The organism is Massilia cavernae, assembly GCF_003590855.1.
Classification (GTDB): Bacteria; Pseudomonadota; Gammaproteobacteria; order Burkholderiales; family Burkholderiaceae_D; genus Telluria_A; species Telluria_A cavernae.
Genome location: NZ_QYUP01000151.1, coordinates 39,804 through 66,325, shown reverse-complemented (window position 1 = coordinate 66,325; position 26,522 = coordinate 39,804). Strand labels below are relative to the sequence as shown.

General features: G+C 64.3%; 21 protein-coding genes and 1 pseudogene. 15 read left to right on the top strand and 7 right to left on the bottom strand.

Annotated elements, in window-relative coordinates; translation table 11 throughout:
* Positions 1 to 195 precede the first annotated feature (195 nt).
* Both D3872_RS20705 and D3872_RS20700 read right to left on the bottom strand, forming a co-directional pair.
* Entirely contained in the window at positions 196 to 750 is a 555-nt protein-coding gene (locus D3872_RS20705; protein WP_119812588.1) for a hypothetical protein, read from the bottom strand.
* A gap of 113 nt (positions 751 to 863) precedes the next feature.
* Positions 864 to 2,372, bottom strand: a complete 1,509-nt coding sequence (locus tag D3872_RS20700; protein ID WP_220476974.1) for a substrate-binding domain-containing protein — start codon at positions 2,370 to 2,372, stop codon at positions 864 to 866.
* Between the two features lie 260 nt (positions 2,373 to 2,632).
* On the opposite strand from D3872_RS20700, the gene D3872_RS20695 reads away from it, so the two are divergent.
* Both D3872_RS20695 and D3872_RS20690 read left to right on the top strand, forming a co-directional pair.
* Positions 2,633 to 4,930, top strand: a complete 2,298-nt coding sequence (locus D3872_RS20695; protein WP_119812587.1) for a TonB-dependent siderophore receptor — start codon at positions 2,633 to 2,635, stop codon at positions 4,928 to 4,930.
* Between the two features lie 66 nt (positions 4,931 to 4,996).
* A complete protein-coding gene (locus D3872_RS20690) occupies positions 4,997 to 5,872 on the top strand; it encodes a ferredoxin reductase (RefSeq protein WP_147373949.1) in 876 nt (291 codons plus the stop codon).
* An 86-nt stretch (positions 5,873 to 5,958) separates the two neighbouring features.
* On the opposite strand, the gene D3872_RS20685 is transcribed toward D3872_RS20690, so the two are convergent.
* Complete coding sequence (locus D3872_RS20685) at positions 5,959 to 7,188, bottom strand: PstS family phosphate ABC transporter substrate-binding protein (protein WP_119812585.1); 1,230 nt, start codon at positions 7,186 to 7,188, stop codon at positions 5,959 to 5,961.
* 100 nt (positions 7,189 to 7,288) lie between these two features.
* Positions 7,289 to 8,293 carry a PstS family phosphate ABC transporter substrate-binding protein gene (locus D3872_RS20680; protein WP_119812584.1) on the bottom strand — a complete coding sequence of 335 codons (1,005 nt, stop codon included), beginning with the start codon at positions 8,291 to 8,293 and terminating at the stop codon, positions 7,289 to 7,291.
* 197 nt (positions 8,294 to 8,490) lie between these two features.
* Here D3872_RS20680 and D3872_RS20675 point away from each other — a divergent pair, with 197 nt between their 5' ends.
* The 4 genes and pseudogenes from D3872_RS20675 to D3872_RS20660 all read left to right on the top strand — a co-directional run bounded on the left by D3872_RS20675 (position 8,491) and on the right by D3872_RS20660 (position 13,610).
* Positions 8,491 to 9,456 carry a Bug family tripartite tricarboxylate transporter substrate binding protein gene (locus tag D3872_RS20675; RefSeq protein WP_119812583.1) on the top strand — a complete coding sequence of 322 codons (966 nt, stop codon included), beginning with the start codon at positions 8,491 to 8,493 and terminating at the stop codon, positions 9,454 to 9,456.
* A 67-nt stretch (positions 9,457 to 9,523) separates the two neighbouring features.
* Positions 9,524 to 10,615, top strand: a complete 1,092-nt coding sequence (locus tag D3872_RS20670; protein ID WP_119812582.1) for an ABC transporter substrate-binding protein — start codon at positions 9,524 to 9,526, stop codon at positions 10,613 to 10,615.
* A gap of 108 nt (positions 10,616 to 10,723) precedes the next feature.
* Positions 10,724 to 12,522 (top strand): annotated as a pseudogene (locus D3872_RS20665) (ABC transporter permease).
* Between the two features lie 23 nt (positions 12,523 to 12,545).
* Positions 12,546 to 13,610, top strand: a complete 1,065-nt coding sequence (locus D3872_RS20660) for an ABC transporter ATP-binding protein (RefSeq protein WP_119812581.1) — start codon at positions 12,546 to 12,548, stop codon at positions 13,608 to 13,610.
* A 129-nt stretch (positions 13,611 to 13,739) separates the two neighbouring features.
* On the opposite strand, the gene D3872_RS25830 is transcribed toward D3872_RS20660, so the two are convergent.
* Positions 13,740 to 13,883: a hypothetical protein gene (locus D3872_RS25830; protein WP_182915879.1), complete on the bottom strand. Its 144-nt coding sequence runs from the start codon at positions 13,881 to 13,883 to the stop codon at positions 13,740 to 13,742.
* A 201-nt stretch (positions 13,884 to 14,084) separates the two neighbouring features.
* Between D3872_RS25830 and D3872_RS20655 the strand changes: the two genes are divergently transcribed.
* From D3872_RS20655 to D3872_RS20645, 3 genes are all read left to right on the top strand, one after another.
* Positions 14,085 to 14,591 (top strand): ArsR family transcriptional regulator, encoded by a 507-nt coding sequence (locus tag D3872_RS20655; protein WP_119812580.1) that lies wholly within the window; start codon positions 14,085 to 14,087, stop codon positions 14,589 to 14,591.
* A 124-nt stretch (positions 14,592 to 14,715) separates the two neighbouring features.
* Entirely contained in the window at positions 14,716 to 15,789 is a 1,074-nt protein-coding gene (locus tag D3872_RS20650; RefSeq protein ID WP_119812579.1) for a PstS family phosphate ABC transporter substrate-binding protein, read from the top strand.
* A gap of 164 nt (positions 15,790 to 15,953) precedes the next feature.
* Positions 15,954 to 18,173, top strand: a complete 2,220-nt coding sequence (locus D3872_RS20645) for a TonB-dependent siderophore receptor (RefSeq protein WP_119812578.1) — start codon at positions 15,954 to 15,956, stop codon at positions 18,171 to 18,173.
* 96 nt (positions 18,174 to 18,269) lie between these two features.
* On the opposite strand, the gene D3872_RS20640 is transcribed toward D3872_RS20645, so the two are convergent.
* Positions 18,270 to 19,316 (bottom strand): PstS family phosphate ABC transporter substrate-binding protein, encoded by a 1,047-nt coding sequence (locus D3872_RS20640; RefSeq protein WP_119812577.1) that lies wholly within the window; start codon positions 19,314 to 19,316, stop codon positions 18,270 to 18,272.
* Positions 19,317 to 19,500: 184 nt separating this feature from the next.
* On the opposite strand from D3872_RS20640, the gene D3872_RS20635 reads away from it, so the two are divergent.
* From D3872_RS20635 to D3872_RS20610, 6 genes are all read left to right on the top strand, one after another.
* The gene (locus tag D3872_RS20635; RefSeq protein WP_119812576.1) at positions 19,501 to 20,604 is read left to right on the top strand and encodes a porin; all 1,104 of its coding nucleotides are present in this window, start codon (positions 19,501 to 19,503) and stop codon (positions 20,602 to 20,604) included.
* Positions 20,605 to 20,614: 10 nt separating this feature from the next.
* The gene (locus D3872_RS20630; protein WP_119812575.1) at positions 20,615 to 21,280 is read left to right on the top strand and encodes a response regulator; all 666 of its coding nucleotides are present in this window, start codon (positions 20,615 to 20,617) and stop codon (positions 21,278 to 21,280) included.
* Entirely contained in the window at positions 21,273 to 22,643 is a 1,371-nt protein-coding gene (locus tag D3872_RS20625; RefSeq protein ID WP_119812574.1) for a sensor histidine kinase, read from the top strand. The genes D3872_RS20630 and D3872_RS20625 overlap by 8 nt, the downstream gene beginning before the upstream one ends.
* A 111-nt stretch (positions 22,644 to 22,754) precedes the next feature.
* Positions 22,755 to 23,807 carry a YncE family protein gene (locus D3872_RS20620; RefSeq protein WP_119812573.1) on the top strand — a complete coding sequence of 351 codons (1,053 nt, stop codon included), beginning with the start codon at positions 22,755 to 22,757 and terminating at the stop codon, positions 23,805 to 23,807.
* Between the two features lie 290 nt (positions 23,808 to 24,097).
* Complete coding sequence (locus D3872_RS20615; protein WP_119812572.1) at positions 24,098 to 25,141, top strand: isocitrate/isopropylmalate dehydrogenase family protein; 1,044 nt, start codon at positions 24,098 to 24,100, stop codon at positions 25,139 to 25,141.
* Between the two features lie 188 nt (positions 25,142 to 25,329).
* A complete protein-coding gene (locus D3872_RS20610) occupies positions 25,330 to 25,887 on the top strand; it encodes a hypothetical protein (RefSeq protein WP_147373948.1) in 558 nt (185 codons plus the stop codon).
* Between the two features lie 37 nt (positions 25,888 to 25,924).
* On the opposite strand, the gene D3872_RS20605 is transcribed toward D3872_RS20610, so the two are convergent.
* Positions 25,925 to 26,425 carry a gamma-glutamylcyclotransferase gene (locus D3872_RS20605; protein ID WP_229459446.1) on the bottom strand — a complete coding sequence of 167 codons (501 nt, stop codon included), beginning with the start codon at positions 26,423 to 26,425 and terminating at the stop codon, positions 25,925 to 25,927.
* Positions 26,426 to 26,522: the final 97 nt, after the last annotated feature.

The following is a 26,522-nucleotide window of genomic DNA, read 5'->3' as shown; positions in this document are numbered from 1 at the left end:
ATCAGACGCCAGCAGTGGAATCCCCTTTCGTTCACGAAGGGGAGGATGTCAAGGCATGCAGTCCAGATGGAAAAAGGCTTGATCCAAAAAAAAGCGCAACCTGGCGGCCGCGATGCATTGCGGCCACGCGGATTGCGCGACAAGAGACCCTGGGAGGAGTAGGGCAGCCCGGCACCGGCGCCGGGGAGGTGAAACTTACTTGGCTGGTTCGAACAGGGTGTCGAAGCTGCCGATCCGCTTCTGCAGGCCGTCGCGGATTGAGATGGCTGGCTTCAGGAAGTCGGTGTCGATCATGCCGCTGCCGGGCGAGGTCTTGAAGGCGATGACCATCGCGGCAGGGATGTATTTGCCGGACGCATCCTTGAGCGGCATGACGGCCGATACCTTCTTCTGGTAGTCCGGCGTGCCCCATTTCGACTCGATCTGGCTCACGCCCTTCTTGAGCGTGATGACGTCGCCCGGTGACGACTGGTTGCCGATGCGGTCGGGGAACGAACCGGCAATCATCGTGTAGACATCGGCTGGCGCGCCAGGAGGATGGGCGTGCATCGTGATGCTCATCAATTCAGGATGCTTCGCCATCAGTTCGTCGACCAGTACCTGGCTCAGCATCTTGTGGGAAGGAGCGGTCCAGTTCTTCGGCGTCGGCGCTGGCATAGGTGCTGCATCGGCTGCCGATGCGTAAATCGGGTTGAAAGCGGCTGCGGCGGCCACGGCGGTTACAAGGGCAAGCTGTTTCAATGATTTCATGATTTTCCTCGAGTGTTGGAGTGATGTAGAGTGCAGCTCAATATTAGGTGGCGCACATTAAATAAACATGAATCGTTTCTGAAATTCCCTTAAGGTGAGGTGGCAGGTGCGCTTCAATCCAGCTTGGCCAGCTCGGCCCGCGCCTCCGCCGCGCTGAGCGGGAAATAGCCGGAATACCTGATCGGCTCCTGGCCTTGCGCGCTCAATACATAGCGCAGGAATTCCCGCGCCGGCGCCGGCAGCGGCTGGCCCGGTTCGCGGCTGAGGCGGATGTACATGTAGCGGGTGAGCGGATAGCGCCCACTGGCGGCATCGGCGCTGGTGCCGGCGATGAACGGACCGCCCGCGCTGCCTGCAACCGCCAGTGTCTTGAGTCCCGGACCACCTTCCTCGAACCCGCCGAAGCCGAGCGCAGCCGGGTCCCGCGCGATGGCCTTGGCAGTATCGGCGATCGAGCCGGGGCGCGCGCCAGCGTTCCACGGGCCCGACCGCAGCACCATCATCTGCATCGACATGCTGTTGGGCGCAGCCGACGGCGGCGTGTACACCTGAATCGGACGCGCGGCCCAGTCGCCGGTCAGGCCGAGCTGGCCCCAGGTGGCGATCGCCTGCGGCTGGCCGAGGATACCGCGCAGCTGGTCGAGCGTGATGCGCTCGAGGGGATTGTCCTGATGGACGAAGATAGCCTGCGCGGTGGTGCGCTGCGGCGTATTGAAGCCGCCGCGCGCGACCCGGATCTCGACCAGTTCGCTGCCGGGGCGGGTGCTGCGGAAGGTGGCCAGTTCGTCCGGCCAGATTTCGCGGCCCATCGGCGCGATGTCGGTCTCGCCGGCGATCAGGGCGTGGAAGCCGTTCATGGTACCGAAGTGCTCCCAACGCTCGCCGGTGAGCACGCCTGGCTGCACCCGGCGGAATTCGCGCATCCAGCGGTCCATCAGCGTCTTCATGCCGTCGCTTCCGACGCTGCGAAGGCGCCCCTGCACAGGGCGGCTGGCGGCGTACGGCGCCAGGCCGGGATCGAGTGGCGCCAGGTATTCCGCGATCCGGGCGCGTCCCTCCAGCGCTTCCTGCGCGGCCAGCGGCTGGTAGCCGTGCGCTGGCACCAGTGCCTGGCCTTCCTGGCTGAGGATGAAGGCCAGCAGTTCCTTGACCCGCTGCGGCAGTGGCGCGCCGGCGCGCTTGTTGACCGCGACGTAAATGGGCTTGCTGGCCCGGTGGGCAACCTGTAGCATCAGAGGCGTTTTCATCATGTCGCCGTGGAACTGGTGGGCGTAGGGCGACAGCTCGGCGGCGGTGGGTAGGCGCGACATGGCGGCGATGTCGGTGCGCTCGAACATCAGCTCGCCCACCGCGGTGGCGTCGCCGCGGTGCTCCCAGCGCGTGCCGCGCTTGAGGCCGGGCTGGTGCTTGCGCACGGCCTCCATCCAGGTGTCGAGCAAGGCGCGCATGCCGGCGTCGCCGCCGCTGTCGATCGCCCCGGCCACCTGTTGTTCGGGGGCGTAGCGCGGCATGGCGGGATCGGCGGCGCGCGCCGCGCCGGGATTGAGCAGCATGGCGGCGGCAGCGGCCATGGCCAGGCTGCGCAGCCGCGTGCGGTAGGAAAGAGTGCTTGGAACAGGCATGTTGTGCTTTCGTCGCTTTCGGTGCAAATGACGGTTGAAGAACAAGGGTGGGGCGCCGGCCGGACTGCGCCAGGGCTGGGCACTGGCGAATATTGGCGCCGCAACCTGAATGCAACCTGAAAAAACAGGGCGGCAACGGGAAATGCGCTGCTGAACGCACATTTACGTGGAGTTCAGGTTGCTTTCAGGTTGCGGGTCCAGACTCGGGCCATCGTAAAGGTTCGTAATCCCGCAACACACAAAACAATGAAGGAGACAGTATGAAGATGAAAAAGCTGGCGTACGCCATCCTGGCCGCCCTGCCGGTCGGCATGGGCCAGGCCGCCTATGCCCAGGCCGCCCCGGACGCAACTGCCGTCAGCGAACCCGCCGAGACAAGCCAGGAAGCCCCTGCGGTCACCGGCCCGGTCCAGGCGGTGACGGTTGTCGGCCGCTTCGTGGCCACCGGTGCATCCAGCGCCATGAAGGGCGACGCCAGCGTGCTCGATACGCCATTCTCGGTAGCCGCCTACACCGGCGACTTCATGAAGGCGATCGAAACGACCAATATAGCCGACCTGTACAACTACATGACCGGCATCAAGCGGGCCGGCAATACCGGCTATGACATGTCGATCCGCGGCTTCAAGACCAGCGGCAACGACAAGAACGCGATCATGGTCGATGGGCTGCCCGGCCTGACCGGCCGCTTCGGTTCGCCGCCGACCATCGGCGTCGACCATATCGAAGTGGTCAAGGGCCCGGCCTCGGTGCTGTATGGCCAGGCCCAGCCTGGCGGCTTTGTCAACATGATCTCGAAAAAGCCGAAGTTCAAGCGCGCCGCCGAACTGGCGGTCAAGGCGACTGCCTACACCGGCAACGGTATGGACCTGGGCGACGCCACCGGCTACGATGTCTCGCTCGACCTGACCGGCCCGCTCGACGACGACCGCAGGCTGGCCTACCGGCTGGTGGCGCAGAAGGGCGACGTCGACAAGTGGCGCGACTCCACCTACGATAAGTCGAGCTATCTCGCGCCAAGCCTGCGCTGGAATATCACGCCCAGCACCTCGGCCACGCTGGGCCTCGAATACCGCAAGACGCGCGTGTCCTACGACACCTTCCTGGTCGCGCCGGACCGCGACATCGGCCGCGTGGCACCGATCGCCACCCGCTACCAGGAGCTGGACGACTTCCAGAAGGAGTCCGGCACCGCGGCCAACCTGGCGCTGGCCCATTCGTTCGAGAGTGGCGTGGAGTGGAACTTCGGCGCCCGCAGCGTGCGCAGCGAAGATTCGCAGGAATCGTTCGACGTCAACGCGATCCGTCCGAACCTGGTCGACATCCAGCGCCGCGCGCGCGTGCAGGACAACGAGCGCAAGTACGATTCGGTCGACACCAGCCTGACCATCCCGGTCGACACTGGCGCCATCAGCCACAAGGTGCTGGTCGGCCTGAGCTGGGGCCGCGACAGCGCCGACACGCTGCGCCTGCAGTACTTCGATGCGCCGGCCACCGGCCCGACCTCGCTGGATATTTCGGTGTACAACCCGCGCCATGGCATGGTCGGCCCGCTGTCGAGCTATCCGGTGCGCAACGTCAGCGCGACCGGCGTGGCCAGCGACACCGACCGCTTCACCAAATCGACCGGCAAGGGCATCTATTTTTCCGACCTGATGACCCTGTCGGAACACTGGAAGCTCAATATCGGCGGCCGCTACGCGCGCGAGCACCAGAGCTTCGAGGACCTGAAATACCCGCTGGTGACGCCGAAGCGCGAAAAGAGCAGCCAGAAATTCGTGCCGATGGCCGGCCTGATGTACCAGCCGAGCGAGCAATGGACGATCTATACGAGCTACAGCGCCTCCTACGTGCCGACCCCGGCCAGTTCGCAGGACACCAGCGGCGCCAATCCGTTCAAGCCGGTGACGGCAAGGCAGGTCGAAGTGGGCGCCAAGGCCGAACTCTATGACGGCAGGCTGCAGTCCAACCTGGCCTTGTTCCGCATCGAGAAGGAAGACGTGCTGATCGCCACCGCATGCAACGCCGGCGTGTCCGGCGCATGCTCTGCGCAGATCGGCGGACAGCGCTCGCAAGGCATCGAGTTCGAGATCAACGCCAACCCGCTCAAGAACTGGCAGTTCACCGCCGGCATCGCCCACACGCTGTCGACCATCACCGAATCGACCGATCCGGTGCAGGTGGGCGCGCGCCTGGACAACGCCCCGCGCAACAACATGAACCTGTGGTCGCGCTACGATATCGATTCGGGCGCGCTCAAGGGACTGGGTGTCGGGCTGGGTTTCGTGTACACCAGCGAACGTGCCGGCACCATCCCGCAAACGCTCACCAACGGCACCGCGGCCCAGCGCGCAACGGCGCTGAAGGTGCTCAAGCTGCCGTCGTATTCGGTGGCCGACCTTGGTATCTACTACGACCTCGGCAAGTTCGACTTCACCCTGAAGTTCAGCAACCTGTTCGACAAGAAGTACTACGAGAGCGCCGGCTTCTTCGGCGAGCTGGCGGTGCTGCCTGGCGCGCCGCGTTCGGTGGCGGTGTCGATGCGTACGCGCTTCTAGAGCGCCTCAGTGACCCGCAGGCACGGCCAGCGCGCTGGCCGTGCCTGCCTTTCTGTGACGACCCCCATGCGCAACTTCTGTCAGCGCCTTGTTTTCCGGCTCCGCCACCGCAGTGCGCGCCGGGCGGACACGCCCGGCGGCCGCATGCTGGTGCGGGTCGCCCGCAGGTGGCAGGACAGCGGCGACACCGTGCTGTTCGACCTGGTGCCGCTGGCGGGAGGCGCCTTGCCGCCGTTCGGCGCCGGCGCGCACATCGAACTGGAACTCCTGGGGCAGACGGCACGTTTCGCACTGTGTAACGCCCCTGGCGACACCCAGCGCTACCTGATCGCCGTCCCATGCAAGCATAACGGCTGCGCTGTCTCGCGCGGCCTTCACCAGCTGGTGCGGGCCGGCGACGTGCTGCAGGCCGGGCTTCCCGCAAGCGGTTTCGAGCTGGCGCGTCCGGCGCGGTTTTCCGTGCTGATCGCCGGCGATGTCGGGATCGCGTCGTTACTCGGCGTGGCCGCGCAACTGGCGGGCAGCGGCGCCGCGTTCGTGCTGCACTACCGCGGCCGGTCGGCGCGTGACATGGCCTTCCTCCAGTACCTCAGCCAGTGCCCATATGCCGCGCGCGTCAGCCTGCACTTCAGCGACGGTCCGCCATCTCAGTTGCTCGATATCGATGGCGTACTGGCTGGCCCGGAACCTGGAAAACACCTGTATTTGAGCGGCCCGGACAGTTTTGTCGGCGTCGTCGCCGATGCCGCGTCCGCCCTCGGCTGGCGCGATAGCGAGGTACACTGCGCCCCAGCCGGGCGCGTGCCAGGCCGCACGCCTGTCCCCGAGACGGCGCTGGCAGGCGATGAGGCGCGCTTTTGCGCACGGCAGGAAGAGGAGTTCGCGGCCCTGGTCGCCGACGGCGTCATCGTGCCGGTCGGCCCGCAACGCCAGGCGCGCTAGGCACAAGGCAGGGGACAATGAAAAAGGCCGGGACCGCATCGCGGTTGCCGGCCTTGTTTTCTCCCGCGGTCGCGGGAGCGGAGAGCTTATTTGGCCAGCAGCGCGCGTGCGCCTTCGGCTTGCCCGGAACGCAGCGGAACATAGATCGCGTGATCGAGCACGGCTTGCTGGCCCTCCTTGCTGAGCATGTACTTGATGAACTCTTCCAGCACCGGGTTCAGCGGCTTGCCCGGGGTCTTGTTCAGGTTGAAGTAGATCAGGCGGCTCAGCGGGTAGGTCGCCAACGCGACGCTTTCGTACGTCGGCGCATCGAACGGGCCTGCCGCGGTTTCCCCGACCGGGATCAGCTTGACGCCGGCGTCGAGGTAGGCCATGCCGGTGTAGCCGATGCTGTAGCGGTCTTCCGCGCCGTGGCGCGCCATCGGGAATACCACTTTCTCGAATGTGACCTTGTCGTTCCATTCGCCGCGCTTGCCGTCGCTGCTCAGGACACGCTGGCGCACGAATTCCTCGAAACCGTTCCACGGCTTGATTCCGTAGGCGTGGATCGGCTTGTCGGCCCACTCGCCGCCCAGGCCCAGCTGGCCCCAGGTGGTGATGGCGGCGCCGCCGCGGTGGCGCGTGCTCGAGTAGATGGCGTCGAGCTGTTCGAAGGTGATCTTCTCGAGCGGGTTGTCCTTGTGGACGAAAAAGCCGACCGCGTCGAGGAAGCCGAAGTGGCGGTAGGAGCCGCCCGAGATCGGGACGCTCAGGGGATCGTAGCCGAACTTGGCCTTGAATTCGACCAGGTCTTCCGGCTTCAGCTCGCGCGAGACGAACACGAAATCGACGTTCTGCTTGACCAGTTCCTTGGCGCCCAGGCTGCCCGCGAACGGCGGGATGATGCTCATTTTCACGTTTGGATACATTTTCTGGAAGCGCTTGAACCACAGGCCGACCACGCCCGGCAAGACGTCGGACGCGCCGCCCTTGAAGGTGCCGGACAGCTTGATGTCGGTGCGCGGACGGTAGGAGGGCAGGGCGCTGTCGAGCGTCGGCTGCAGCACTTCCGGCGTCGGCGCCTTGCGGCCGGTCCGGCGCGACGCTTCGGTTTGCTCGGGCGTCTGCGGCACCGTCGTCGCAGGCGCCGGGTAGACCATCTGCAGCATCTGGTTCGGCGCCAGCGGTGCCAGCGGCTTGGCCGGGTCGGCCGACGCCGCGCATGCGCCGGCGGCCAGCGCGAGGCAGGCGGCCACACTGGCGCGCAGCAGCGGGGCACTGTCCCGCCGTGCGTGCCTGCGTTGGGCGCGCGCGAATCGGGTAGTGGATTTATTCATGTGTAGCCTCCATTCTGTAATTGGTGGGCAAATAGTGAACGCCAAGACTAAATTTAACCTGAACGCGGCTTGAAACTTGTTAACTATCTTGCTCCCGCCTTCATTCTCCCAGTTTGCCCAGCTCATCCGCAAGCTCTTGCGGATTCAAGGGCTGGTAACCCAGGGTGCCGCTGCCGATCGCCTGCTGTCCCGCAGGCGACAGCGCCATGCGCAGGTAAGCCTCGGCCAGCGGTTCCAGCGGTTTTCCCGGAACCTTGCGTACATAAATCAGCAAATGGCGGTCCAGCGGGTAGCCGCCCGCGGCGACTGCGCTGGCGCTGGGCAGGACGGCGTGCCCGCCGCTTGCCGGGGCAACCGCCAGGATCCTGGCGCCGGGCGCGACCCGGTTGCTGCCGGCAAAGCCCAGCGCCGCCGGCGACCCTGCGACGCAGCTGACCGCGTCGGCCGATTGCCTGAAGCCCTGGAAGTGGGAAGCATACTGGCGGCCGTCGAAATGGTGGCGCCGCATGAAGATGCCGAGCGCTGTATCGGGCGCAAGGCCGCACAGCCGCACTTGGCGGGTGGCCCATGCGCCGCCCAGCCCAAGGTCGCCCCACACCAGCGCCGTGCGGCCGTCAATGCCGGCAGTGAAGGCGGCCATGGCCTGGGCCAGCGTCAATTCGCGCAGGGGATTGCTGTGGTTGACATACAGGGCCAGCGGCGAGGACAGCGCACGTGGATCGAGCGATGCATGCGCGACCCGGATCGCCAGCGGCGCATGGCCGGCCACCTGGCGGTAGGCGGCCAGTTCCGCATCCGAGAATTCGGCGCCCATGGGTGCGAACAGCGAGCCGCCGCTGGCCAAGGCGGGCGGCGCGGTGCGGGTTCCCTTCAGCTGCAGCTCGAAGCGTATCCCGGGATGGGACTTTGCGAACAGCCGGTTCAGCGCCTCGAGCATTTCCTGCATATCGTTATAGCCAACCACGCGCACGGCGCCCTGCGCCGTGACATAGGGAGCATCCGGCGCGGGCAGCGTGCCGGGAGCGTGCGCCGCGGCGCTGCCGCCGGCGGCCAGCAAGAGCGCGGCCGCAAGGCTGGCGCGGGTGCGGGACGAGGGTGTTTTCATCGGTATTCCTTGATTTTTGGGGGGCCATGGAATGCCGAGCCTGGTGGCCGAACCTGAACACAAGCTGAACGCGAACTGAAATAATGTTCAGTAGAAAAAACCTTTAAGAACAAGTGCCTGAAAGCGGGCTGAAAGGTAGCCAGGGGTAAGATGATTCCATCGAACTGCTCAATAATCACAACAGAGACGAACCACCCATGAAGAGCATTGGTGTTATCTGGCAGGCGGCCGCACTGTGGCTGGCCTGCTCCGCGGCCACCGCCGCGCCGGAGTGCATCGTTCCATCCAAGCCTGCGGGCGCGATGGACCTGACGTGCAAGTTGGTGCGGGCCGGATGGAATGCGTCGGTGCAGGAAGACTCCCAGCGCATGCGCATCAGCTATGTCCCAGGTGGCGTCGGTGCGGTCGCGTGGACTGCACTGGCGGCACAGCGCCGTTCCGCCCCCGATACGCTGGTGGCATTTTCCGGCGGCTCGCTGTTGAACCTGGCCCAAGGCAAGTTCGGCAAGTCAGGCACCGGCGACGTCCGCTGGGTCGCCGCGCTGGGTACCGACTACGGCATGGTGGCGGTGCGTGCCGACTCCAGCATTCACACGCTGGGCGACTTGGTCAAGGCGCTCAAGAAGCATCCGGAACGGTTCCTGATCGGCATGGGCGGGACTATCGGCGGCCAGGACTGGATCAAGATGGCCATGATCGCCCGCCTTGGCGGCGTCAACCCCAAGTCGCTGCGCTATGTAGCGCTGGAAGGTGGCGGCGAGGCGTTCACCGCCATGCAGGCCGGACACGTGCAGGTGGTCTCCGGCGATGCGTCGGAGGCGACCATGATGGCCAAGGCCGGCGGCGTGCGCGTGCTGGCGGTCCTGTCAGAGCGGCGCCTCCCTGGCAGCCTCGCCAATGTGCCGACCGCGCGCGAACAGGGATTCGATGTGGTGTGGCCGATCATCCGCGGCGTCTGGATGGGACAGCAGGTATCCGACGAAAACTACCGTAAATGGGTGGCCTCCTTCGACCGCATGATGGCCGACCCACAATTTGCCAAAGCAAGGGCGCAATACGGCCTGTATCCATTCGCGCTGACCGGGGACGCCCTGACAGCGTACGTCAACAGCGCGGTCTCCGCTTACGGCAAGCAGGCCGCGCAACTGGGCCTGATGCGCTAGCGGGCGGCCCGAGGCGATTTTTCTAGATGCGACACGTAGTCAAAACTAAATAACGGAGATAAACACGATGATTTCGATCAAACGACTGGCCGGCGCAATCGCCCTGGCTGCCATCACCTTCCCCGCAGCCGCGCAAGTGCCGCCCGGTTATCCGGCCGACTACGCCAGGATCGTCGCTGCGGCCAAGGCTGAAGGCAAGGTGGTGGTGTACAGCGCCACCGACAGCAAGGCGGCGCACCCGCTGATCAAGGACTTCAACAAGATGTACCCGGGAATCACGGTCGAGTACAACGACATGAACTCGACCGAGGTATACAACCGCTTCATTTCCGAAACGGCCGCCGGCGGGCGCACCGCCGACGTGGTGTGGTCGTCGGCGATGGACCTGCAGATGCGGCTCGCGTCGGAAGGCCACGCGCTGAAGTACCGCTCGGTCGAGGCATCGAAGATTCCCGCCTGGGCGGTCTGGAACGATTCTGCCTACGGCACCACGTTCGAGCCTGCCGCCATCGTGTACAACAAGCGCCTGGTGGAGGCAAACGAAGTGCCGGCCACCCATGCCGACTTCGCCAAGCTGATCTTGAAGCCGAAGTTCAAGGACAAGGTCACCACCTACGACATCGAGAAATCCGGGGTGGGCTTCATGTTCATGACCCAGGATGCGCACGAATACAAGCAGTTCGCCGGCCTGACCAGCGCGTTCGGCACGGCCAAGGTGCGGGTGCAGTCGTCCACCGGCACCATGATGGAGCGGATCTCTTCCGGCGAGAACCTGATCGGCTACAACGTGCTCGGATCGTACGCGCTGGTGCGCGCCAAGACCGATCCGTCGATCGGCGTAGTGCTGCCAAAGGACTACACCCTGATCATGTCGCGCGTGCTGTTCATTAACAAGTCCGCCAAGAACGTGAACGCCGCCAAGCTGTGGACCGACTACATCCTGTCGCAGCGTGGCCAGACCATCATCGCCAACGACTCCAAGCTGTTCGCGATCCGCCTCGACGTCAAGGGCGAAACCACGGCGACCGACCTGATCGCCGCGATCGGCGCGGCCAACGTCAAGCCGATCCCGGTTCATCCGAACGTCTTGCAGTATCTCGCGGCAGCCAAGCGGATGGCCTTCCTTAATCAGTGGAAGAGCACCGCCGGCAAGAAATAAGCCGGGCGCGCCGCCGACCAGACCCCATTACCTCATGATGCGACGGCCTTGCGGCCGCTTGCCGCGCGGACCAGTTCGCGCGGCGGTATACACACACGGACATCAGCCATGCAAACAACCACCATTCAACGCCTGGATCATCCCATTTTCTCGGCCTCGTCGCTGCGGCGCATCAACTGGCCGCGCGGGATCGTCACCATCCTGACCATGACCGCGGTCTTCGTGCCGCTGTTCCTGATCTTCTACCAGAGCTTCCTGTCGGCACCATTCTTCATGCCCGACAAGGTGCTTGGGCTGGACGCCTACCGCTTCATCATCGACGACCCGGATTTCGCGCAGGCGTTCAAGAACGGCCTGATGCTGGCAACCGGCCTGACCGCCATCGCCGTGCCGCTGGGCGGCGTGCTGGCCTTCCTGATGGTACGTACCGACCTGCCGGGGCGCGGCATCATCGCCCCGATGCTGCTGGTGCCGATCTTCGTGTCGCCGATGGTGATGGGATTCGGCTACGTGGTGTCGATGGGGCCGGTGGGCTTCTACTCGGTGTGGGCCAAGGAGCTGCTCGGCTTCATCCCATGGAACATCTATTCGTTCACCAGCATCGTCGTCATCGCCGGGCTGACCCACGTCCCGCACGTCTACCTGTACGCATCCTCGGCGCTGAAGAGCCTGGGCTCGGACGTGGAAGAGGCGGCCCGCGTGGCCGGCGCCTCGCCGATGCAGGTGATGCTGAACGTGTCGCTGCCGATGATCATGCCAGCGCTGTCGTATGCCGGCGTGCTGGTGTTCTTCCTCGGCTTCGAAGTGTTCGGCCTGGTGCTGGTGCTGGGCGACCCAGAAGGCCACCTGGTGTTGCCGACCTACCTGTACAAGCTCACCAACAAGCTGGGCACGCCTTCCTACCATCTGATGGCGGCTGTGGCGGTGTGCCTGGTGATGGTGACGTTGCCGCTGGTGATGCTGCAACGCTGGCTGCTCAAGTCGGCCAACAAGTATGTGTCGATCAAGGGCAAGGGTGCGCGCCAGAAGCTGATGCCGCTGGGCCGCTGGAAGTGGGTCGCGCTGGGCCTGTTGGGTGGCTGGCTGTTGATTACCATCGTGCTGCCGCTGTCGGGCATCGTGCTGCGTTCGTTCGTCCAGTACTGGGGCGAAGGCGTCAATCTGGCCGACGTGCTGACCTTGCAGCATTTCCGCGACATCTGGGAGCAACCATCGCTGGTGCGCGGCATCGTCAACACCATCCTGATCGGCGTGATCGGCGGCGGCCTGGCAGTGGCCTGCTACAGCGCGATCGCGCTCGCCATGCACCGCAAGCAGGACGGCATTACCCGCTTGCTCGACTACAGCGTGCTGGTGCCGCGCGCCGTGCCGGGCCTGCTGGCCGGCCTGTCGTTCCTGTGGGTATTCCTGTTCGTGCCGTCCTGGCTCGATGGCATCCTCAAGTCGATGGACAATGGCCTGGCCACCTGGCTCAGCACCCACTTCATCGGCGCGCTGCGCGAACTGCGCTCGACCATCTTCGCGCTGTGGCTGGCCTACTCGGTGGTCTGGCTGGCCTACGGCATGCGACTGATTTCGACCGCCTTGCTGCAGATCGGGCCGGAACTGGAAGAAGCGGCGCGCGCGGTGGGCGCACGCCGCGGCCAGGTCACGCGCGACGTGACCCTGCCGCTGGTCAAGTACGGCCTGATGGGCGCATGGCTGATGGTGTTCCTGATCTTCGAACGCGAATATTCGACCGGCGTCTACCTGCTCACGCGGGCACCGAAGTCATTGGCGCGATGCTGGTGTCGCTGTGGGCCGGCGGCTCCACTGACCTGGTGGCAGCGCTGTCCTTTATTAACATCACCCTGGTCGCCATCGGACTCGGCATCGCGCTGCGCTTCGGTGTCAAGCTGCATCACTAACTAAAACTACGCGAGACTTCATCATGAACGAACTGACCGTCAACAACCTGCACCTGGACTATGGCAGCGGCGCGAGCGCCAACCCGATATTGAAAGGGGTGTCGATGCACTTGCGGCGCGGCGAAGTAGTGGCCCTGCTGGGGCCATCGGGCAGCGGCAAGACCACCCTGCTGCGCGCCGTCGCGGGCCTGGAAAGCCCGAAGACCGGCACCATCGACATCGGCGACCGCCGCGTCTTCGATGGCGCGGCCGGCGTCGAGCTGCCGGCCGAGGAGCGCAACCTGGGGCTGGTGTTCCAGTCCTACGCCTTGTGGCCGCACAAGACCGTGTTCGAGAACGTGGCCTACGGCCTCAAGTTGCGCAAGCTGGGCGCGAAGGAAATCGAAGCCAAGGTCAACGACGTGCTGGCACAGCTGGGACTGGGCGCGCTCGGCGCGCGCTTCCCGCACCAGTTGTCGGGTGGCCAGCAGCAGCGCGTGGCGATCGCGCGCGCGCTGGTGTACAACCCGCCGGTGATCCTGCTTGACGAACCGCTGTCGAACCTCGACGCCAAGCTGCGCGAGGAAGCGCGCGCCTTCCTGCGCGAACTGATCGTGCGGCTTGGCCTGTCGGCGCTGATGGTGACCCACGACCAGGCCGAAGCGATGGCCATTTCGGACCGGATCCTGTTGCTAAACAACGGCAAGATCGAACAGCAAGGCTCGCCGCAAAGCATGTACGAGTCGCCCGACACGATGTTTACCGCCGAGTTCATGGGCAGTAACAACCGCCTGCCCGGCAAGGTCATCAGCCGCTCGAACGGCCACGTCAACCTGCAGGTCGGCGGTATCCCGCTGACCGGCAGCGCCCGCGGCCAGGATACCGGCGCGGACGGCATGCCGATGATCCGCGTCGAGGAGGTGCGCATCAGCAGTTCGAAGGTCGACAACGCGATTCCGCTGCCGCTGCTTACCTGCATGTACCTGGGTGACCGCTGGGAGTGCCTGTTCTCGGACGAGCAGACCAGCGTGCGCGCCTATTCGAAGCACCGGCTCGACGCCGGCGATTACTGGCTGCACATGCCGGCCGAAAAGCTGTGGGTGTTCTAGCCTGAAGGGGGCGGCGCGCAAGCCGCGCCTTGCATCGCCGCCCGGCCCAGCCACTCGCTGCGCCGGGCGGTTTGCATTTCGCGGTTGGGGAACAACGCATGCCGGCACCGCGCCGGCAGTACGATGGGTTCAGGCGTCCGAAGCGGACTGGTGGCGGACGGATTCGACGTCGGGCCACGGTACGAAATGCTCGAACGCCAGCCTGCCGCCGGTGCAGAGGAGGGCGGCCAAGATGCCGGCCAGGGCGATTGCCCGGAGGTGCTTGCCACTCATGATAGTCCCCGCTGTGAAGGGATGCCTGCCGATGCAGGCACTGGATGGATCGTAAGTCCGCTCCCTGTACGCAGCCTGAACGGCGGCTGAACTGTGCGCGCTGTCCTTGCGGCGGATTCAGGAGTTGTTCAGCTTGCTTTCACAATCGCCGGTCAAGATCGAGGCGGACAGTTCCCATCCACCCTTCGGATTCGCCAGCGCATGCCTACTCTTCACTCCTTTCCTCCGGCCTGGCCGGCCGGCCGCTCCTGCCTCGTTGCGGCGGTTCGCGGCGACGCGCCGGACAAGTTCAGGTCCACGTCGCGGCGCCGCATCGGCAAGATGAAGGAGCTGGTGGCGGAGCTGTCGCGCCGCGACATGGATCATGCCGACGTGATGGCCCTGCTCGATTGTTCGCGGACGTCGGCGCGGATCTACATTGGCGAGCTGCTGTGCGCAGGCGTGGCCGAGCAGCCGCCGTGCGGCCGCAATCGCGCGGCCGGCGAGCGCACGTTCTACCGCATCGCCCCGGACCGTGCGGTGGTCGGCGCCTTCCTCGCGGCCGCCGGGGACAGCGCGTACGCGGACAATGTCGGGCATGCTGCGGACAAAGGCGGCAGGCACTTCCATATCCTGGCCGATGACGTCGCATATCCGCTTGTCGTCGACGACGCGAAAGTGCTGCGCGACCCACTGGTGGCTGCCTTGTTCGGCGCCTCGAAAGCGTGAGGCGCACGACCAGTCCGCATTAATCTTCGATTCAGGCTGCATTCATGTTGATTGGCTATTCTGGCCCGGCTGCTGACATGAACTTCCCGGCCAAGTGGCTCCCTTCAATCTAACTAGGTGATCTATGAAACATTCAATTCGTACCTCTTGCCTGATCGGTCTTGCCGCCGTTTCGACCTTGCTGGTTACGCCTGCTGCGTTCGCGCTCAAGTACGCCGCCCCGGAGCACAAGCTTCAAGTCGATCCCAAGCTTCCGGTCTGGAAGCCGGGGCCGATCACCATCAACCCGCCGGAAGAGGAGTTCCACCTGGTGGGGGCGGACGTCATGGATGAGATCACGTTTGGCTGGGCCAAGATGTTCCGCAAGGCGTACGCGCCGAAAATGAGCGTGACGGTCGAGGCGCGCGCATCCGGCGCCGGCGCCGGCGGCCTGATCGATGGCGCCCATGCGGCGCCGGTTGGCCGCGAGATGCTGCCGGCCGAAGAGAAGGCGTTCGTTGAAAAATTCGGCTACAAGCCAACCGCGATCCGTGTCGCCACCGGTAGTGTCGGTTCGCTCGGCAAGACTGCGACCAGCGTCATCTTCGTCGACAAGGACAATCCGCTGAAAGGGCTGACGCTGGAACAGCTCGATGCGGTCTACTCCAAGACGCGCTTGCGCGGCTACAAGGAGATCAACACCTGGGGCGACCTCGGGCTGGCCGGCGAATGGGCCAACCGTCCGGTGCGCCTGTACGGCCTCAAGGCCGTCAACGGTATCGAGCAGTTCATCAAGTACAAGGCGATGGAAGGGGGCGAATACAAGGACAGCATTGAAATGGTGAAGGGCAAGGGCTTCGTCCACGCTTTCAATGTGGCGGCCGAAGACATGGCCAAGCGGCCCGGCGGCCTGACCTACGCGCTGCTGGCGAACAAGACCCCGAACGTGCGCGTCGTGCCGCTGGCGGCCAGGGCTGGCGATCCGTATTACATGCCTACCCTTGAAAACGTCTACTCGCACAAGTATCCGCTGAGCCGCTTCGTCTACATCTACATCAACAAGAAGCCGGGCCAGCCGATCGAGCCGAAGACCAAGGAATTCCTCAAGATGGTCCTCAGCAAGCAGGGCCAGCAGATCGTGGCCGATGAGCGCGTCTACATCCCGCTGAACAACGAGATAGTGCGCGCCGAACTCGCCAAACTTGACAGCCTCGACTGACGCGGCGAGCCCGTCCAACCGTATCGGGAAGGGGCCTTTTGCCCCTCCTGCTTCCCGCGGAAGCCGCTTGGCTTCCCTGTTTCTCCCGCTCCCTGCTTTCCCTTGTCGCACCACTAAAACTATAACGATGGGCCCGGATACGGCTCATATCGAATGGAGGAGTCATGTTGAATCGAACCGTGCTCGCATCGGCAATCGCACTCGCCGTCGCACAAATGGCGCACGCCCAGACCGCCACCCAGAACGGAGCTCCCGCGCCGGAAGCCGCCGCGGCCCCACCAATGCAACAGGTCACAGTCAAGGGCAACTTCATCAGCAGCGGATCGGCCAGCGCGATGAAGCTGGCCGTGCCGGTACGCGATACGCCGTTCACGGTAGCCTCGTACACGGATACCTTCATGAAGGCCATCGAGGTGGTCAACGTGGCCGACCTGTACAACTACATGACGGGTATCAAGCGCTCCGGTAACACGGGCATGGAAATGTCGATCCGCGGCTTCAAGACCGGGGCCAACGACAAGAACGCCATCATGGTCGACGGCTTGCCCGGCCTGTCCGGACGGTTCTCGTCGCCGCCGGTCATCGGCACCGACCACGTCGAGGTCGTCAAGGGGCCGGCGTCGGTGCTGTATGGCCAGGCGCAGCCGGGTGGTTTCGTCAATCTCGTCAGCAAGAAGCCGCAGGCAAGCTTCGGCGGGGAATTCGGCGCCAAGGTCACGGGCTACCACGGCGACAAGCTCAGCCTGGGCGACGCGAATGGCTACGACGTCTCGATGGATGTCACCGGCCCGATCGATGCGGAAGGCAGCTTCCTGTACCGCTTCGTGGCGCAGGCCAACGACACCGATACCTTCCGCGACCGCGCCTACAACAAGGGCGGGTACGCAGCGCCGAGCTTTACCTGGAAGGTGTCGCCCGCCACCAGCGCGACCATCGGCTTCGAGTACCGCCGTTCGGAGTCAGCGTATGACCAGTACCTGGTCGCGCCGAACAAGGACATCACGAAGATCGCGCCCATCACTACCCATTACAACGAGCCGGGCGATGTGCTGAAAGAGGATGGCCACGCCACCACAGTGTCGCTGAGCCATGCCTTCGGCGGCGACGTCAAGTGGAGCCTGGCCGGGCGCTTCGTCGAAAATAGCGACGATGCGCGCGGCTACGACAACACGGCGATCCGGCCCGACGGCGTGACGCTGCAGCGGCGCGCGCGCAAGCAGGAAAACGCGCGCGAGTTCAACTACATCGACAGCAATGTCACGCTGCCGTTCACCACGGCGGACGTGGGCCACAAAATGATCGTCGGGGTCAACGCGGGCCGCGATACCCTCGACACCAACCGCATCCAGTTCTTCAACGGGCCGGCGACGGGACCACAGTCGCTCGACATCAATATCTACAACCCGGTATTCGGCCGCGCCGCGCCGCTCGACTCGCTGCCGGCGGTGAATCCGGCCACGCCCGGGAACCTGAACCGGCGCTACACCGTCACCACCAGTTCGGGGGTGTACGCATCCGACCTGATGACCCTGGCGGCGCACTGGAAACTGAACCTGGGCTTGCGCTACACGGCCGAAAAACAGCGCTTCAAGGAACTGAAGGTGCCGAACGTGGCGCCGGGCGAAAAGTCGACCTCCAAGGTCCTGCCGCTGGCCGGCCTGCTGTACCAGCCGGACAAGGAGACCACCTACTACGCCAGCTACAGCACCTCCTACGTGCCGGCGCCGGCGAACAGCCAGGACATCAATGGGAACAATCCCTTCACCCCGGAATCGGCCAGGCAGTTCGAAGTGGGGGCCAAGGCGAACTTCATGAACAACAAGCTGCGCACCACGTTCGCGCTGTTCCGCATCGAAAAGGAAAACGTGCTCAGCAGCTTCGCATGCCCGCGCGGCACCTGCGCCCAGCAGATCGGCTCGGAGAGGGCACAGGGCTTCGAACTGGAGGTGAACGCCAAGCCGCTGCCCAACCTGCAGATCGCCACTGGCTGGGCCCACACCCGCGCCGTCATCGTCAAGTCGGCCGACGCGGCGCAAGTCGGTGCGCGCCTGACCAACGCGCCGCTCAACAGCGCCAACCTGTGGTCGCGCTACGACATCGACTCTGGGGCGCTCGAAGGACTGGGCATCGGCTTCGGCGTGGTGTACAGCGATGAACGCACCGGCAATATCCCGAGCACGGCGGACCGCCGCGTGCTCAAGCTGCCGTCCTACGTGATTGCGGACCTGGGGCTGTATTACAGCAAGGGCGACTACGACTTCACGGCCAAGGTCGGCAACCTGTTCGACAAGACCTACTATGAAAGCGCCGGCTTCATGAACGAACTGCAGATTCTCCCAGGCGCGCCGCGCAACCTGGCGTTCTCCGTCCGCAAGCGATTCTAGCCAGGTTGGTCCGGAGGTGCTTTCCCGCCAGGCTATTGTCCTGGCGGTTTTTTTTGGCGGGGAGGAAGCGTGCCGGGACTGACCGCTTGCGGCGCGTCAGGGAATGGCCGCGCGCGCCCGCGCCGCCTGCGCACCGTCCTGCGGGATGAATGCCATGCGATCGCGCGCGATCGCCGCTTGCCCTTCCGCGCTCAGCACGAAGCGCAGGAACTCGCGCATCAACGGGGGCAGCGGCATGCCTGGCGGCGCATTGAAGCCGAGGTAGATACTGCGGCTTAATGGATAGTCGAGGCGCGCGACCTCGCCGCGGGTGCCAGCGTAGTACGGCGTGCCCGCGGCTTCGGCCAGGGCCAGCGTCTTGACGCCGGCGCGCGCATAGCCGAAGCCGCTGTAGCCGATTCCGTTCGGATCTCCGGCGACGCGGGCGACGATCGCGGCCAGCGACTGTTCTCCTTCGCGGTCGACCTGCTCGCGCAGGTCGGCGCGCCACTCGCCGCCGAGCAGCACGCGCCCGTTCATGAAATTGACGATGCCCGGTGGATTGCCGCTGGCGCGCCGGGTGAGCATGCCGTACACGTTGACCGGGCGGTCGCGCCAGGCGCCGCCCAGGCCAAGGTCGCCCCAGGTGCGTGCCGTCGCCGGCGCGCCGCGGCGCAGCGTGCGCGAAAACACGCCGTCAAGCTCGGCCAGGGTCAGGCTGGACAGGGGATTGCTGGCATGGACGTACACCGCGATCGCGTGGGTGCCGCCCTTGGTGGCGTAGCTGCCGCCGGCCACCCGCACCGTCGACAAAGGGTAGCCGAAGCGTGCCTGGAAGGCGGCGCGTTCGCTGTCGAAGGGTTCGCGCACGAAGGTCACGATGTCGGCCTGCCCGTCCAGCAGCGCCGCCATACCCTGTGCCGACAGCGTGGACCGGCGGTCGGTATGCACCGAGGCGCGGGGGTGATGGCGGCCGAACCCGTTCGACCAGTCGTCCAACAATGCGGCCATGGTATCTGCGCCGGCAGCGCGCAGTGAGCCCGCGACGGCAATTTCGGGCGAATAGGGCGGCGGGGGGGCGCCGGGTTCCAGTTGCGCGCATCCCGTCAACGCCAGTGCCAGCGCCGCACCGGTTCGCAGCCGGACCAAAACTGCTGTGTTCATGAGGCCTCCGCGTGAAATGCAATAGCTTGCGGGATCAATCTGAATGGATCCTGAACTGAAGCTTGATCGATCCGTGCGGGCTTATTTTCACCATTTGCACAATTTTAAGATTGGGTTCATGTACGGCGGCGACACTGTCCACATCGCGCCATCACCGGAATCGCTTCTCTCACAAGGAACCTTCATGAAAAAACTTTCGCTCGCCTGCACCCTTGCCCTGGCATTCGCCGGATTTGCTTCGGCCCAGACTTCCGTCACCGTGTATGGCATTGCCGATGCGGGCCTGGTGCGCGAAAGCGGCGGTGTCGCAGGTGCCGTCACCAAGATCAGCAGTGGTGTGGGGTCGGCGTCGCGCCTGGGCTTCCGCGGCAGCGAAGACCTGGGCAACGGCCTGGTCGCCATCTTCGTGCTGGAACTGGGTGCCAAGATCGACACCGGCGAAATCGATGCGGCCGGAACGATATTCAACCGCCAGGCCTATGTCGGCCTGAAGAGCGCAGCGCTGGGCGCGCTGACCCTCGGCCGCCAGGACACACCGTACTACCTTACGTTGAGCAATGTCGCCGATCCGTTCGGCACCGCATACGCGGGCAATATCAAGAACTTGTTCCCGACCGCCGGCAGCAATAGCCGCACCAGCAACACGGTGGTGTATGCCTCTCCAGCCGTGCATGGCGTGTCGGCGGAACTGGCCTATGCCTTCGGCGAGCAGGCCGGCAGCAGCATCGCCGGGCGCCAGGCCGGCGTCGCGCTGGCCTACGCCGGCGGACCGCTCAATGTCCGCCTTGGCTACAACAACCGCAACAACGACATCACTGCTGCCACCGGCGCGGCCATGACGCCGCCGGTCGCCGCCGCCAGCCGCGACTCGGCGCGCAACGCGGTGATCGCGGCCAACTACGACCTGGGCGTGGCCAAGGTGTACGGCGCCTTCGGTCGCGACAAGGGGCCGAACAGCGCGCCGCTGCCGAACGCGAACAACCCGTACGGCGGCGTCAAGCCGACCGCGACCACCGACGGCGCGCAATACCTCGCCGGCGCCTCGGTTCCTGCACTGGGCGGCACCATCATGGCGTCGTACATCAGCAAGGACGACCGTACGGCGCTCAACCAGGATGCGACCCAGCTGGGCGTCGCCTATTCGTATCCCGTCTCGAAACGCACCAACCTGTACACGGCCTACGCCAAGATCCGCAACAAGAATGGCGCCGGCTACACCGTGGGCAACAATGCCGAAGCAGGTACGGGCGATGCCGCCTTCAACCTCGGCGTGCGCCACAGCTTCTGAGCGTGCCGCCATGCGCATCCTGCTGGTTGAAGACGACGTCTCGCTCGGGGAAACGATACTGGCCTGGCTGCGGCTTGACCAGTACGCGGTGGATTGGGTTCGGCGCGGCGATTCCGCCGAAACGGCGTTGATGACGCACGCCTACGATTGCGTGCTGCTGGACCGGGGCCTGCCCGGCATGTCCGGGGACAGGACGCTGGAACGGCTGCGCGCGCGCGGCAGTGCCGTGCCTGTCCTCATGATCACCGCGTTCAATACCCTGGCCGAGCGGGTCGAGGGATTGGACATCGGCGCCGACGGCTACCTGATCAAGCCGTTCGACCTGGACGAACTGTCCGCCCGGATCCGGGCCGCCGTACGGCGCAAATGCACCAATGTCAGCAGCATGCTCCAGCACGGCAGCATCACGCTCGACGCGATCGCACGGCGGGTCAGGCTGGACCAGGCCGCCGTCGACCTTACGCCGCGCGAGTACAACGTGCTGTACGCCCTCATGCAGCGCAAGGACCAGATCACGACCCGTGCCCAGATCGAGGAATCGTTGTACGGCTGGGGCGATGAGATCGAAAGCAATGCCGTTGAAGTCTACATCCACAGCCTGCGCCGAAAACTTGGCGCCGCCACGATCGTGACGATCCGTGGCCTTGGATACCGTCTGAATCCCTTCGATGCCTGACCGGCCTGGCGACCACTATTCCTTGCGCCGGCGCCTGTTGCTGGTGATCCTGGGAACCAGTATCGCCTTGTGGATGGCGGGGCTGAGCATCGTCGCGCAGATCGGTTGGCGCGAGACCAATGCGGTCTTCGACGATGCACTGAAGGAGTCCGGCTACCTGATCATGGCCGCGACCACCGACTGGAACGAACGCGGCCTGCATGCCGACCGCAGCGCGAACGCCGGCGCTGAACGAAAACTGGAGATCCACTACCAGATCGTGGTTGACGGCAAGGTGGTCCAGCGCACAGCCGGCGCGCCTGCGATCCCGTATATAGCCTCGTTCCGCAAGAAGAAGGGATTCGCCAATGTCGTGGTGGATGGACGCAAGCTGAGGGTGTTTGTCACGCGTAGCGCCGACCAGCGTTCAATGGTCCAGGTGGGGCAGGACTATGAAAAGCGCTATGACATCCTGCTTGAACTCGCCGAACACCTGGCATTTCCCGCCGCAGCGCTGCTGCTGTTGCTCGGGTTGGCAAGCTGGTTCTTTATCCGGCGCGCCACGCGTCCGATCAGCGATACTGCCACCCGCATCGCGCAAAAGTCGCGCGACGACTTGACGCTGCTGGACGACGCCGGGCAGCCGGCAGAGTTGTTGCCGATCATCGATGCCGTCAACGGCATGCTGGGCCGGCTCGACGCGGCGATGCAGGCCGAGCGCCGCTTTACAGCCGATGCGGCGCACGAATTGCGGACGCCGATGGCAGGCGTCCAGATGCACGTCCAGCTGCTGCAGCGGCAGCATCCCGGCCTGGCCGGCTCCTTGCAGAAGTTGCGCCAGGATGTGGAGCGCAGTACCAGCCTGGTCGACAGCCTGCTGGCGCTGGCACGGCTCGATCCCATCGCGAGCCACGACCTGGTGCGTTCCAGCGTACCCCTCGCCCCGCTGCTCGAGGACACTGTGCGGGCGCACCAGGAGGCGGCAGCGCAGCGCGGCGCCACGATTGGCGTCGACTGCGGCATCGATGCGCTGTTCGTCAATCCCGACATGCTGCGGGTTGTGCTGCGCAACCTGGTCGACAACGCCTTGCGCTACGGTGGCCCTGGCTGCAAGATCACAATCCGCGCCCGCTGGCTGGAGGACACGGCGCGCCTTTCGGTGTCCGACGATGGGCCGGGTGTCAGTGCCGACGACCGTGAGCGGCTGACCGAGCGCTTCTTCCGGGTGCTCGGAAGCGGGCAGGGCGGTAGTGGATTGGGGCTGTCGATTGTCAAGCGGATTGTCGAACTCCATGGTGGATCACTGCAGTTTTGCGCCGGCCCGGACGGGCGCGGCCTGGCCGTGGCCATCGACTTGCCCGCCGCCGCGGCAAGCGAAATCTGACGGCGATTGAGTCCGGCTTCTTCAGATTGATTTCAGGTTGGGCGCTTACAGTGTGTTCGCGGCTGTGCGATATCGCACAGGGTGCCCAACTCATTATCCGGAGAATTCAATATGCCTTTCAATAAGCCGCTGTCCAGCTTGTCCTGCATCCTCGCTATCGCCTTCGCATTCCAGCCAGCGGCATCGTTTGCCGCGGGTGCGCCACCGGCCGCGCTTGTTCTGCAATCATTCAGCAAGGCGGAGTTGCCGAAGTACACCGGTGATTTCGATCGCTTCAGTTACGACGTCAAGAGCAACCGGCTGTTCGTCGCCGGCGAATACACATCGACCGTCGAAGTGTTCGACCTGACGACAGGAGCCCATCAACGGTCGGTGGGAGGCTTCGGCAAACCGCAGGGCTTCATCGTCATTCCGGAGCAGAACCGCCTGATCGTGGCCGATAGCCGCGTAGGCGCCAAGATACTCGACGCCACGACCTACGAGCTGATCGACACGATCACGCTACGACCTGGCACGAACACGATGGGCTACGACGCCGCCAGTGGGCGCCTGTTCATCCAGACCGGCGGCGCCAAAGGGGGACTGAAGGAATCCTTCTTCACTGCGATCGACTTGAAGACCAGGAAGCAACTGGGAGAATTGAAGTTCGATACCGACCTGCTCAAGGCCGTCGCGGTCGAGAAGAATGGCCCTTACCTGTACACCAGCGTGACCGGCAAGGATCATGTCGCGGTGATCGACAAGAAGACCTTCAAGATTGTCAGGACCTTCCCGATCACGGTGGCTGCGCAGCCGTCTCCTCTCGCGCTGGACGAGACTGGGAAGCGGCTGTTCGTGATTACCCGGGCGCCATTCAAGCTGGTCGTACTGAACACGCAGACGGGCGCGACGGTCGCGAGTTTTGCCGCGCCTGAACGCGCCAATGACGTACAGTACGACAAGGCCAACCGCCGCATCTACGCGGCGGGTGACGGATTCGTCAAGGTGGTCCAGCAAAAGAGCAAGGACGACTACGTTGAGCTCGCGCAGGTCCCGACAGCGCACGGTGCAAAGACCGCGATGCTGGTGCCGGAACTGAAGCGATACTATGTCGCCGTCGCGCCTGGACCAGGGAACTTTGGCGGCGCATTGCTCGGCTTCAAGGTCGCACCGGCGGGAAAATAACAGATCCCCGCAATCCCTGTCCGTCCTCGCCCTGCGGCAGGCTGATATCGCACCAGAATTCGAGGTGTACGGTGCGGTTCGTTTGAGGCCTCAGCCTTACATGCTATTCAGCTTGTATTCAGGTTAGGGTCAACTTCGGAGACTAAGATGCGGGAATCGCCGGTTCCTGAGGATATCGCGTGTATCGAGGGAAAACTTGATGTCCTTTGATGTCGCGCCGGCTAGCGTCTATTTACGCCCGGCGGAGGGCGGAATGGTTTTCGTAAGTCAGTTCTATAAGGAGGTGTAATTTGCGCGACAAGGTCCAGCCCCACATTCCAGCGACATTAATTCCCGGGGATGGTATCGGCCCCGAAGTCGTGGAGGCAACTGTCAAGGTCCTCGGTGCACTCGGTGCGCCATTTGCGTGGGATATACAGCAAGCGGGCATGGCCGGCGTTGCCCAGAGCGGCGATCCGCTGCCGCCTGAAACACTCGCCAGCATCCGCAAGCACGGGCTGGCGCTAAAAGGTCCGTTGACCACGCCCGTAGGCGGTGGCTTTCGTTCATCCAATGTCCGGCTCAGGGAAGAGTTCCAGCTGTATGCCAATGTACGTCCCGCGCTGACGATCCTGCCGGGCCGCTTCGAGGACATCGACATCGTGCTGGTGCGCGAGAACCTCGGTGGATTCTATGTGGCGCACGAATACTATATTCCGATCGGCGACGATCCGCGCGCCGTGGCGGTGTCGACCGGTACCAATACGCGCGAAGGCAGCAAGCGCATTGCGCGCTTCGCCTTCGACTATGCGGTCAGGAATGGCCGCAAGAACATCACGGTGGTGCACAAGGCGAACATCCTCAAGGCATTGACCGGTATCTTCCTTGAGGCGGCCAGGGAAGTCGCTGCCGAATACGAGGGGAGGGTGACGATGAACGACATGATCGTGGACGCCTGTGCCATGCAGCTGGTGCTGAACCCGCAAAAGTTCGACATGCTCTTGTGCACCAACCTGTTCGGCGACATTCTGTCAGACCAGATTGCGGGCCTCGTCGGCGGCTTGGGGATGGCACCGGGCGCCAACATCGGTAGCGAGTGCGCGATCTTCGAGGCGGTGCACGGTTCGGCGCCTGACATCGCCGGCAAGGGCGTTGCCAATCCGGTGTCGCTGATGCTCGCCGCGTGCATGATGCTTGACCATGTCGATCTCCCGGACTTGGCGCAGCGGTTACGGGACGCCATCAGCGCGACCCTGAATATCGATCAAGTGCGTACCGGCGACTTGAAAGGGAGCGCGACCACCGAGCAGTTTACCGACGCCATCGTGCGCCGGATCATCGCTTCTCGGGCTTAGCGCCGGTCTGGCAAGCGCGGAACGGACATGGCGCCAGCGAAGGTGCCCATACCGGATTGGCAAGCAGATGAGTAACGCTACGGGCAGTTGAACCTGATTTCCTGGGCGGCGCCGTGACAATGTGCGGATTTGTTATACGTATGCGCGGGTATGATCGGAGTCTTGTCATAAATGGTGGACCGATGATCATGGCCCGGATAAAGCCTGTCAGCTCTATTTTGTTCACGGCAGTGCTGGCGATTCCATCCGTCGGGTTGGCCGAGCCTGTCCGGGATGATTGCGTGCGCGGTGAACCGGTACCGGTATTTGCTCCAACGAAGTCCGGACTGCGCTCCTACCAATTTCGTTCGCCGGCCGGGGAGGGAGCGCGCGAGTTAGGTTCACTTGGTCCGGGCGAGTCGCTCGAGATTCGTCACGGCGGCTGCGAATATTTGGTGATGACGATTCGGTTCACGTCGAGGAAACTCCGGCGGCAGGACGTAAGCGGCGCGAATGCCTACCCTTTGGCCGCTGGCGTATTGCAGCGCATGCACAAGCTGAAAGCCCAATCACCATACGACCTTGTTCTTGCCGCGAAAACGCTCATTGATGCATCCCGCAGGAGGAGCCACCCGGACTTCGGCGAATCGCTGCCGGTCGACGGCGATGGAATCGATTTCTTACAGACGCAGATCCAGATCGACAAGGCGGGATTGAGCCACGGATTCGGCTTCGTCGAATTTTCCCTGTTTAAGGGGCCGCTTTGAGCGAGTGGTCTTGTCTCGTGGGGAGACACTTGCAGGTCTAAGTCAACTCCGCCAGGTGCCGCTCAATCTCGAAGACATGCGGATCGTCCAACCCCATCTCCCGTAGTGCATGCGCCAGGTCGAGCAGGTACTCGCGATTCGGTCCGCTCGGCCCGTGCGACGTGGCGATCTGGCGCGCGATATCGAATTCCGGCGCCTCGCCCAGGAACGCCGCATTGTCCTCGGTGGCGATGTAGACCAAGCCTTCCTCGCTGCCGCCTTCCTCGAAATGAATGTCGATCGCCAGCCGCAGGTAGCCGTTCTTCTCGCGGTGGTCGAGGTGGGCAAACACCTCCGGCGTAATCAGGTATGCCATGCCAGCGCAATGCGCGCCATGCTGCGCGACCAGCGTCGCCACGCGCCCCGGCGCGGCTTCGGTACCGCGGTGGTCATGCGAGCCTTGCCAGAACCGGCGCGTCCAGTTGTCGATGTGGCAGGGCGCCGCTCGATGAAGGGGAAGTCGGCCTTGAAGATCAGCGAGCCGTAACCGAACAACCATACGCGATGATGGCCGTCGAATTTGTCCATGCGCTGGTTGATGGCGATGGTGTTGTGGGACATGGTGCCTGCCTTGATCTGTTGCGCGGCAAACCTCG

Excerpts from the sequence above, each read along its gene's own strand:
- D3872_RS20660 (WP_119812581.1), top strand. The coding sequence starts at position 12,546 with ATGAACGAACTGACCGTCAACAACCTGCACCTGGACTATGGCAGCGGC.
- D3872_RS20630 (WP_119812575.1), top strand. The coding sequence starts at position 20,615 with ATGCGCATCCTGCTGGTTGAAGACGACGTCTCGCTCGGGGAAACGATA.
- D3872_RS20635 (WP_119812576.1), top strand. The coding sequence starts at position 19,501 with ATGAAAAAACTTTCGCTCGCCTGCACCCTTGCCCTGGCATTCGCCGGA.
- D3872_RS20655 (WP_119812580.1), top strand. The coding sequence starts at position 14,085 with ATGCCTACTCTTCACTCCTTTCCTCCGGCCTGGCCGGCCGGCCGCTCC.
- D3872_RS20620 (WP_119812573.1), top strand. The coding sequence starts at position 22,755 with ATGCCTTTCAATAAGCCGCTGTCCAGCTTGTCCTGCATCCTCGCTATC.
- D3872_RS20610 (WP_147373948.1), top strand. The coding sequence starts at position 25,330 with ATGGCCCGGATAAAGCCTGTCAGCTCTATTTTGTTCACGGCAGTGCTG.
- D3872_RS25830 (WP_182915879.1), bottom strand. The coding sequence starts at position 13,883 with ATGAGTGGCAAGCACCTCCGGGCAATCGCCCTGGCCGGCATCTTGGCC.
- D3872_RS20605 (WP_229459446.1), bottom strand. The coding sequence starts at position 26,425 with ATGGTTGTTCGGTTACGGCTCGCTGATCTTCAAGGCCGACTTCCCCTT.
- D3872_RS20625 (WP_119812574.1), top strand. The coding sequence starts at position 21,273 with ATGCCTGACCGGCCTGGCGACCACTATTCCTTGCGCCGGCGCCTGTTG.
- D3872_RS20700 (WP_220476974.1), bottom strand. The coding sequence starts at position 2,372 with ATGCCTGTTCCAAGCACTCTTTCCTACCGCACGCGGCTGCGCAGCCTG.
- D3872_RS20640 (WP_119812577.1), bottom strand. The coding sequence starts at position 19,316 with ATGAACACAGCAGTTTTGGTCCGGCTGCGAACCGGTGCGGCGCTGGCA.
- D3872_RS20705 (WP_119812588.1), bottom strand. The coding sequence starts at position 750 with ATGAAATCATTGAAACAGCTTGCCCTTGTAACCGCCGTGGCCGCCGCA.
- D3872_RS20690 (WP_147373949.1), top strand. The coding sequence starts at position 4,997 with ATGCGCAACTTCTGTCAGCGCCTTGTTTTCCGGCTCCGCCACCGCAGT.
- D3872_RS20685 (WP_119812585.1), bottom strand. The coding sequence starts at position 7,188 with ATGAATAAATCCACTACCCGATTCGCGCGCGCCCAACGCAGGCACGCA.
- D3872_RS20675 (WP_119812583.1), top strand. The coding sequence starts at position 8,491 with ATGAAGAGCATTGGTGTTATCTGGCAGGCGGCCGCACTGTGGCTGGCC.
- D3872_RS20645 (WP_119812578.1), top strand. The coding sequence starts at position 15,954 with ATGTTGAATCGAACCGTGCTCGCATCGGCAATCGCACTCGCCGTCGCA.
- D3872_RS20680 (WP_119812584.1), bottom strand. The coding sequence starts at position 8,293 with ATGAAAACACCCTCGTCCCGCACCCGCGCCAGCCTTGCGGCCGCGCTC.
- D3872_RS20695 (WP_119812587.1), top strand. The coding sequence starts at position 2,633 with ATGAAGATGAAAAAGCTGGCGTACGCCATCCTGGCCGCCCTGCCGGTC.
- D3872_RS20650 (WP_119812579.1), top strand. The coding sequence starts at position 14,716 with ATGAAACATTCAATTCGTACCTCTTGCCTGATCGGTCTTGCCGCCGTT.
- D3872_RS20670 (WP_119812582.1), top strand. The coding sequence starts at position 9,524 with ATGATTTCGATCAAACGACTGGCCGGCGCAATCGCCCTGGCTGCCATC.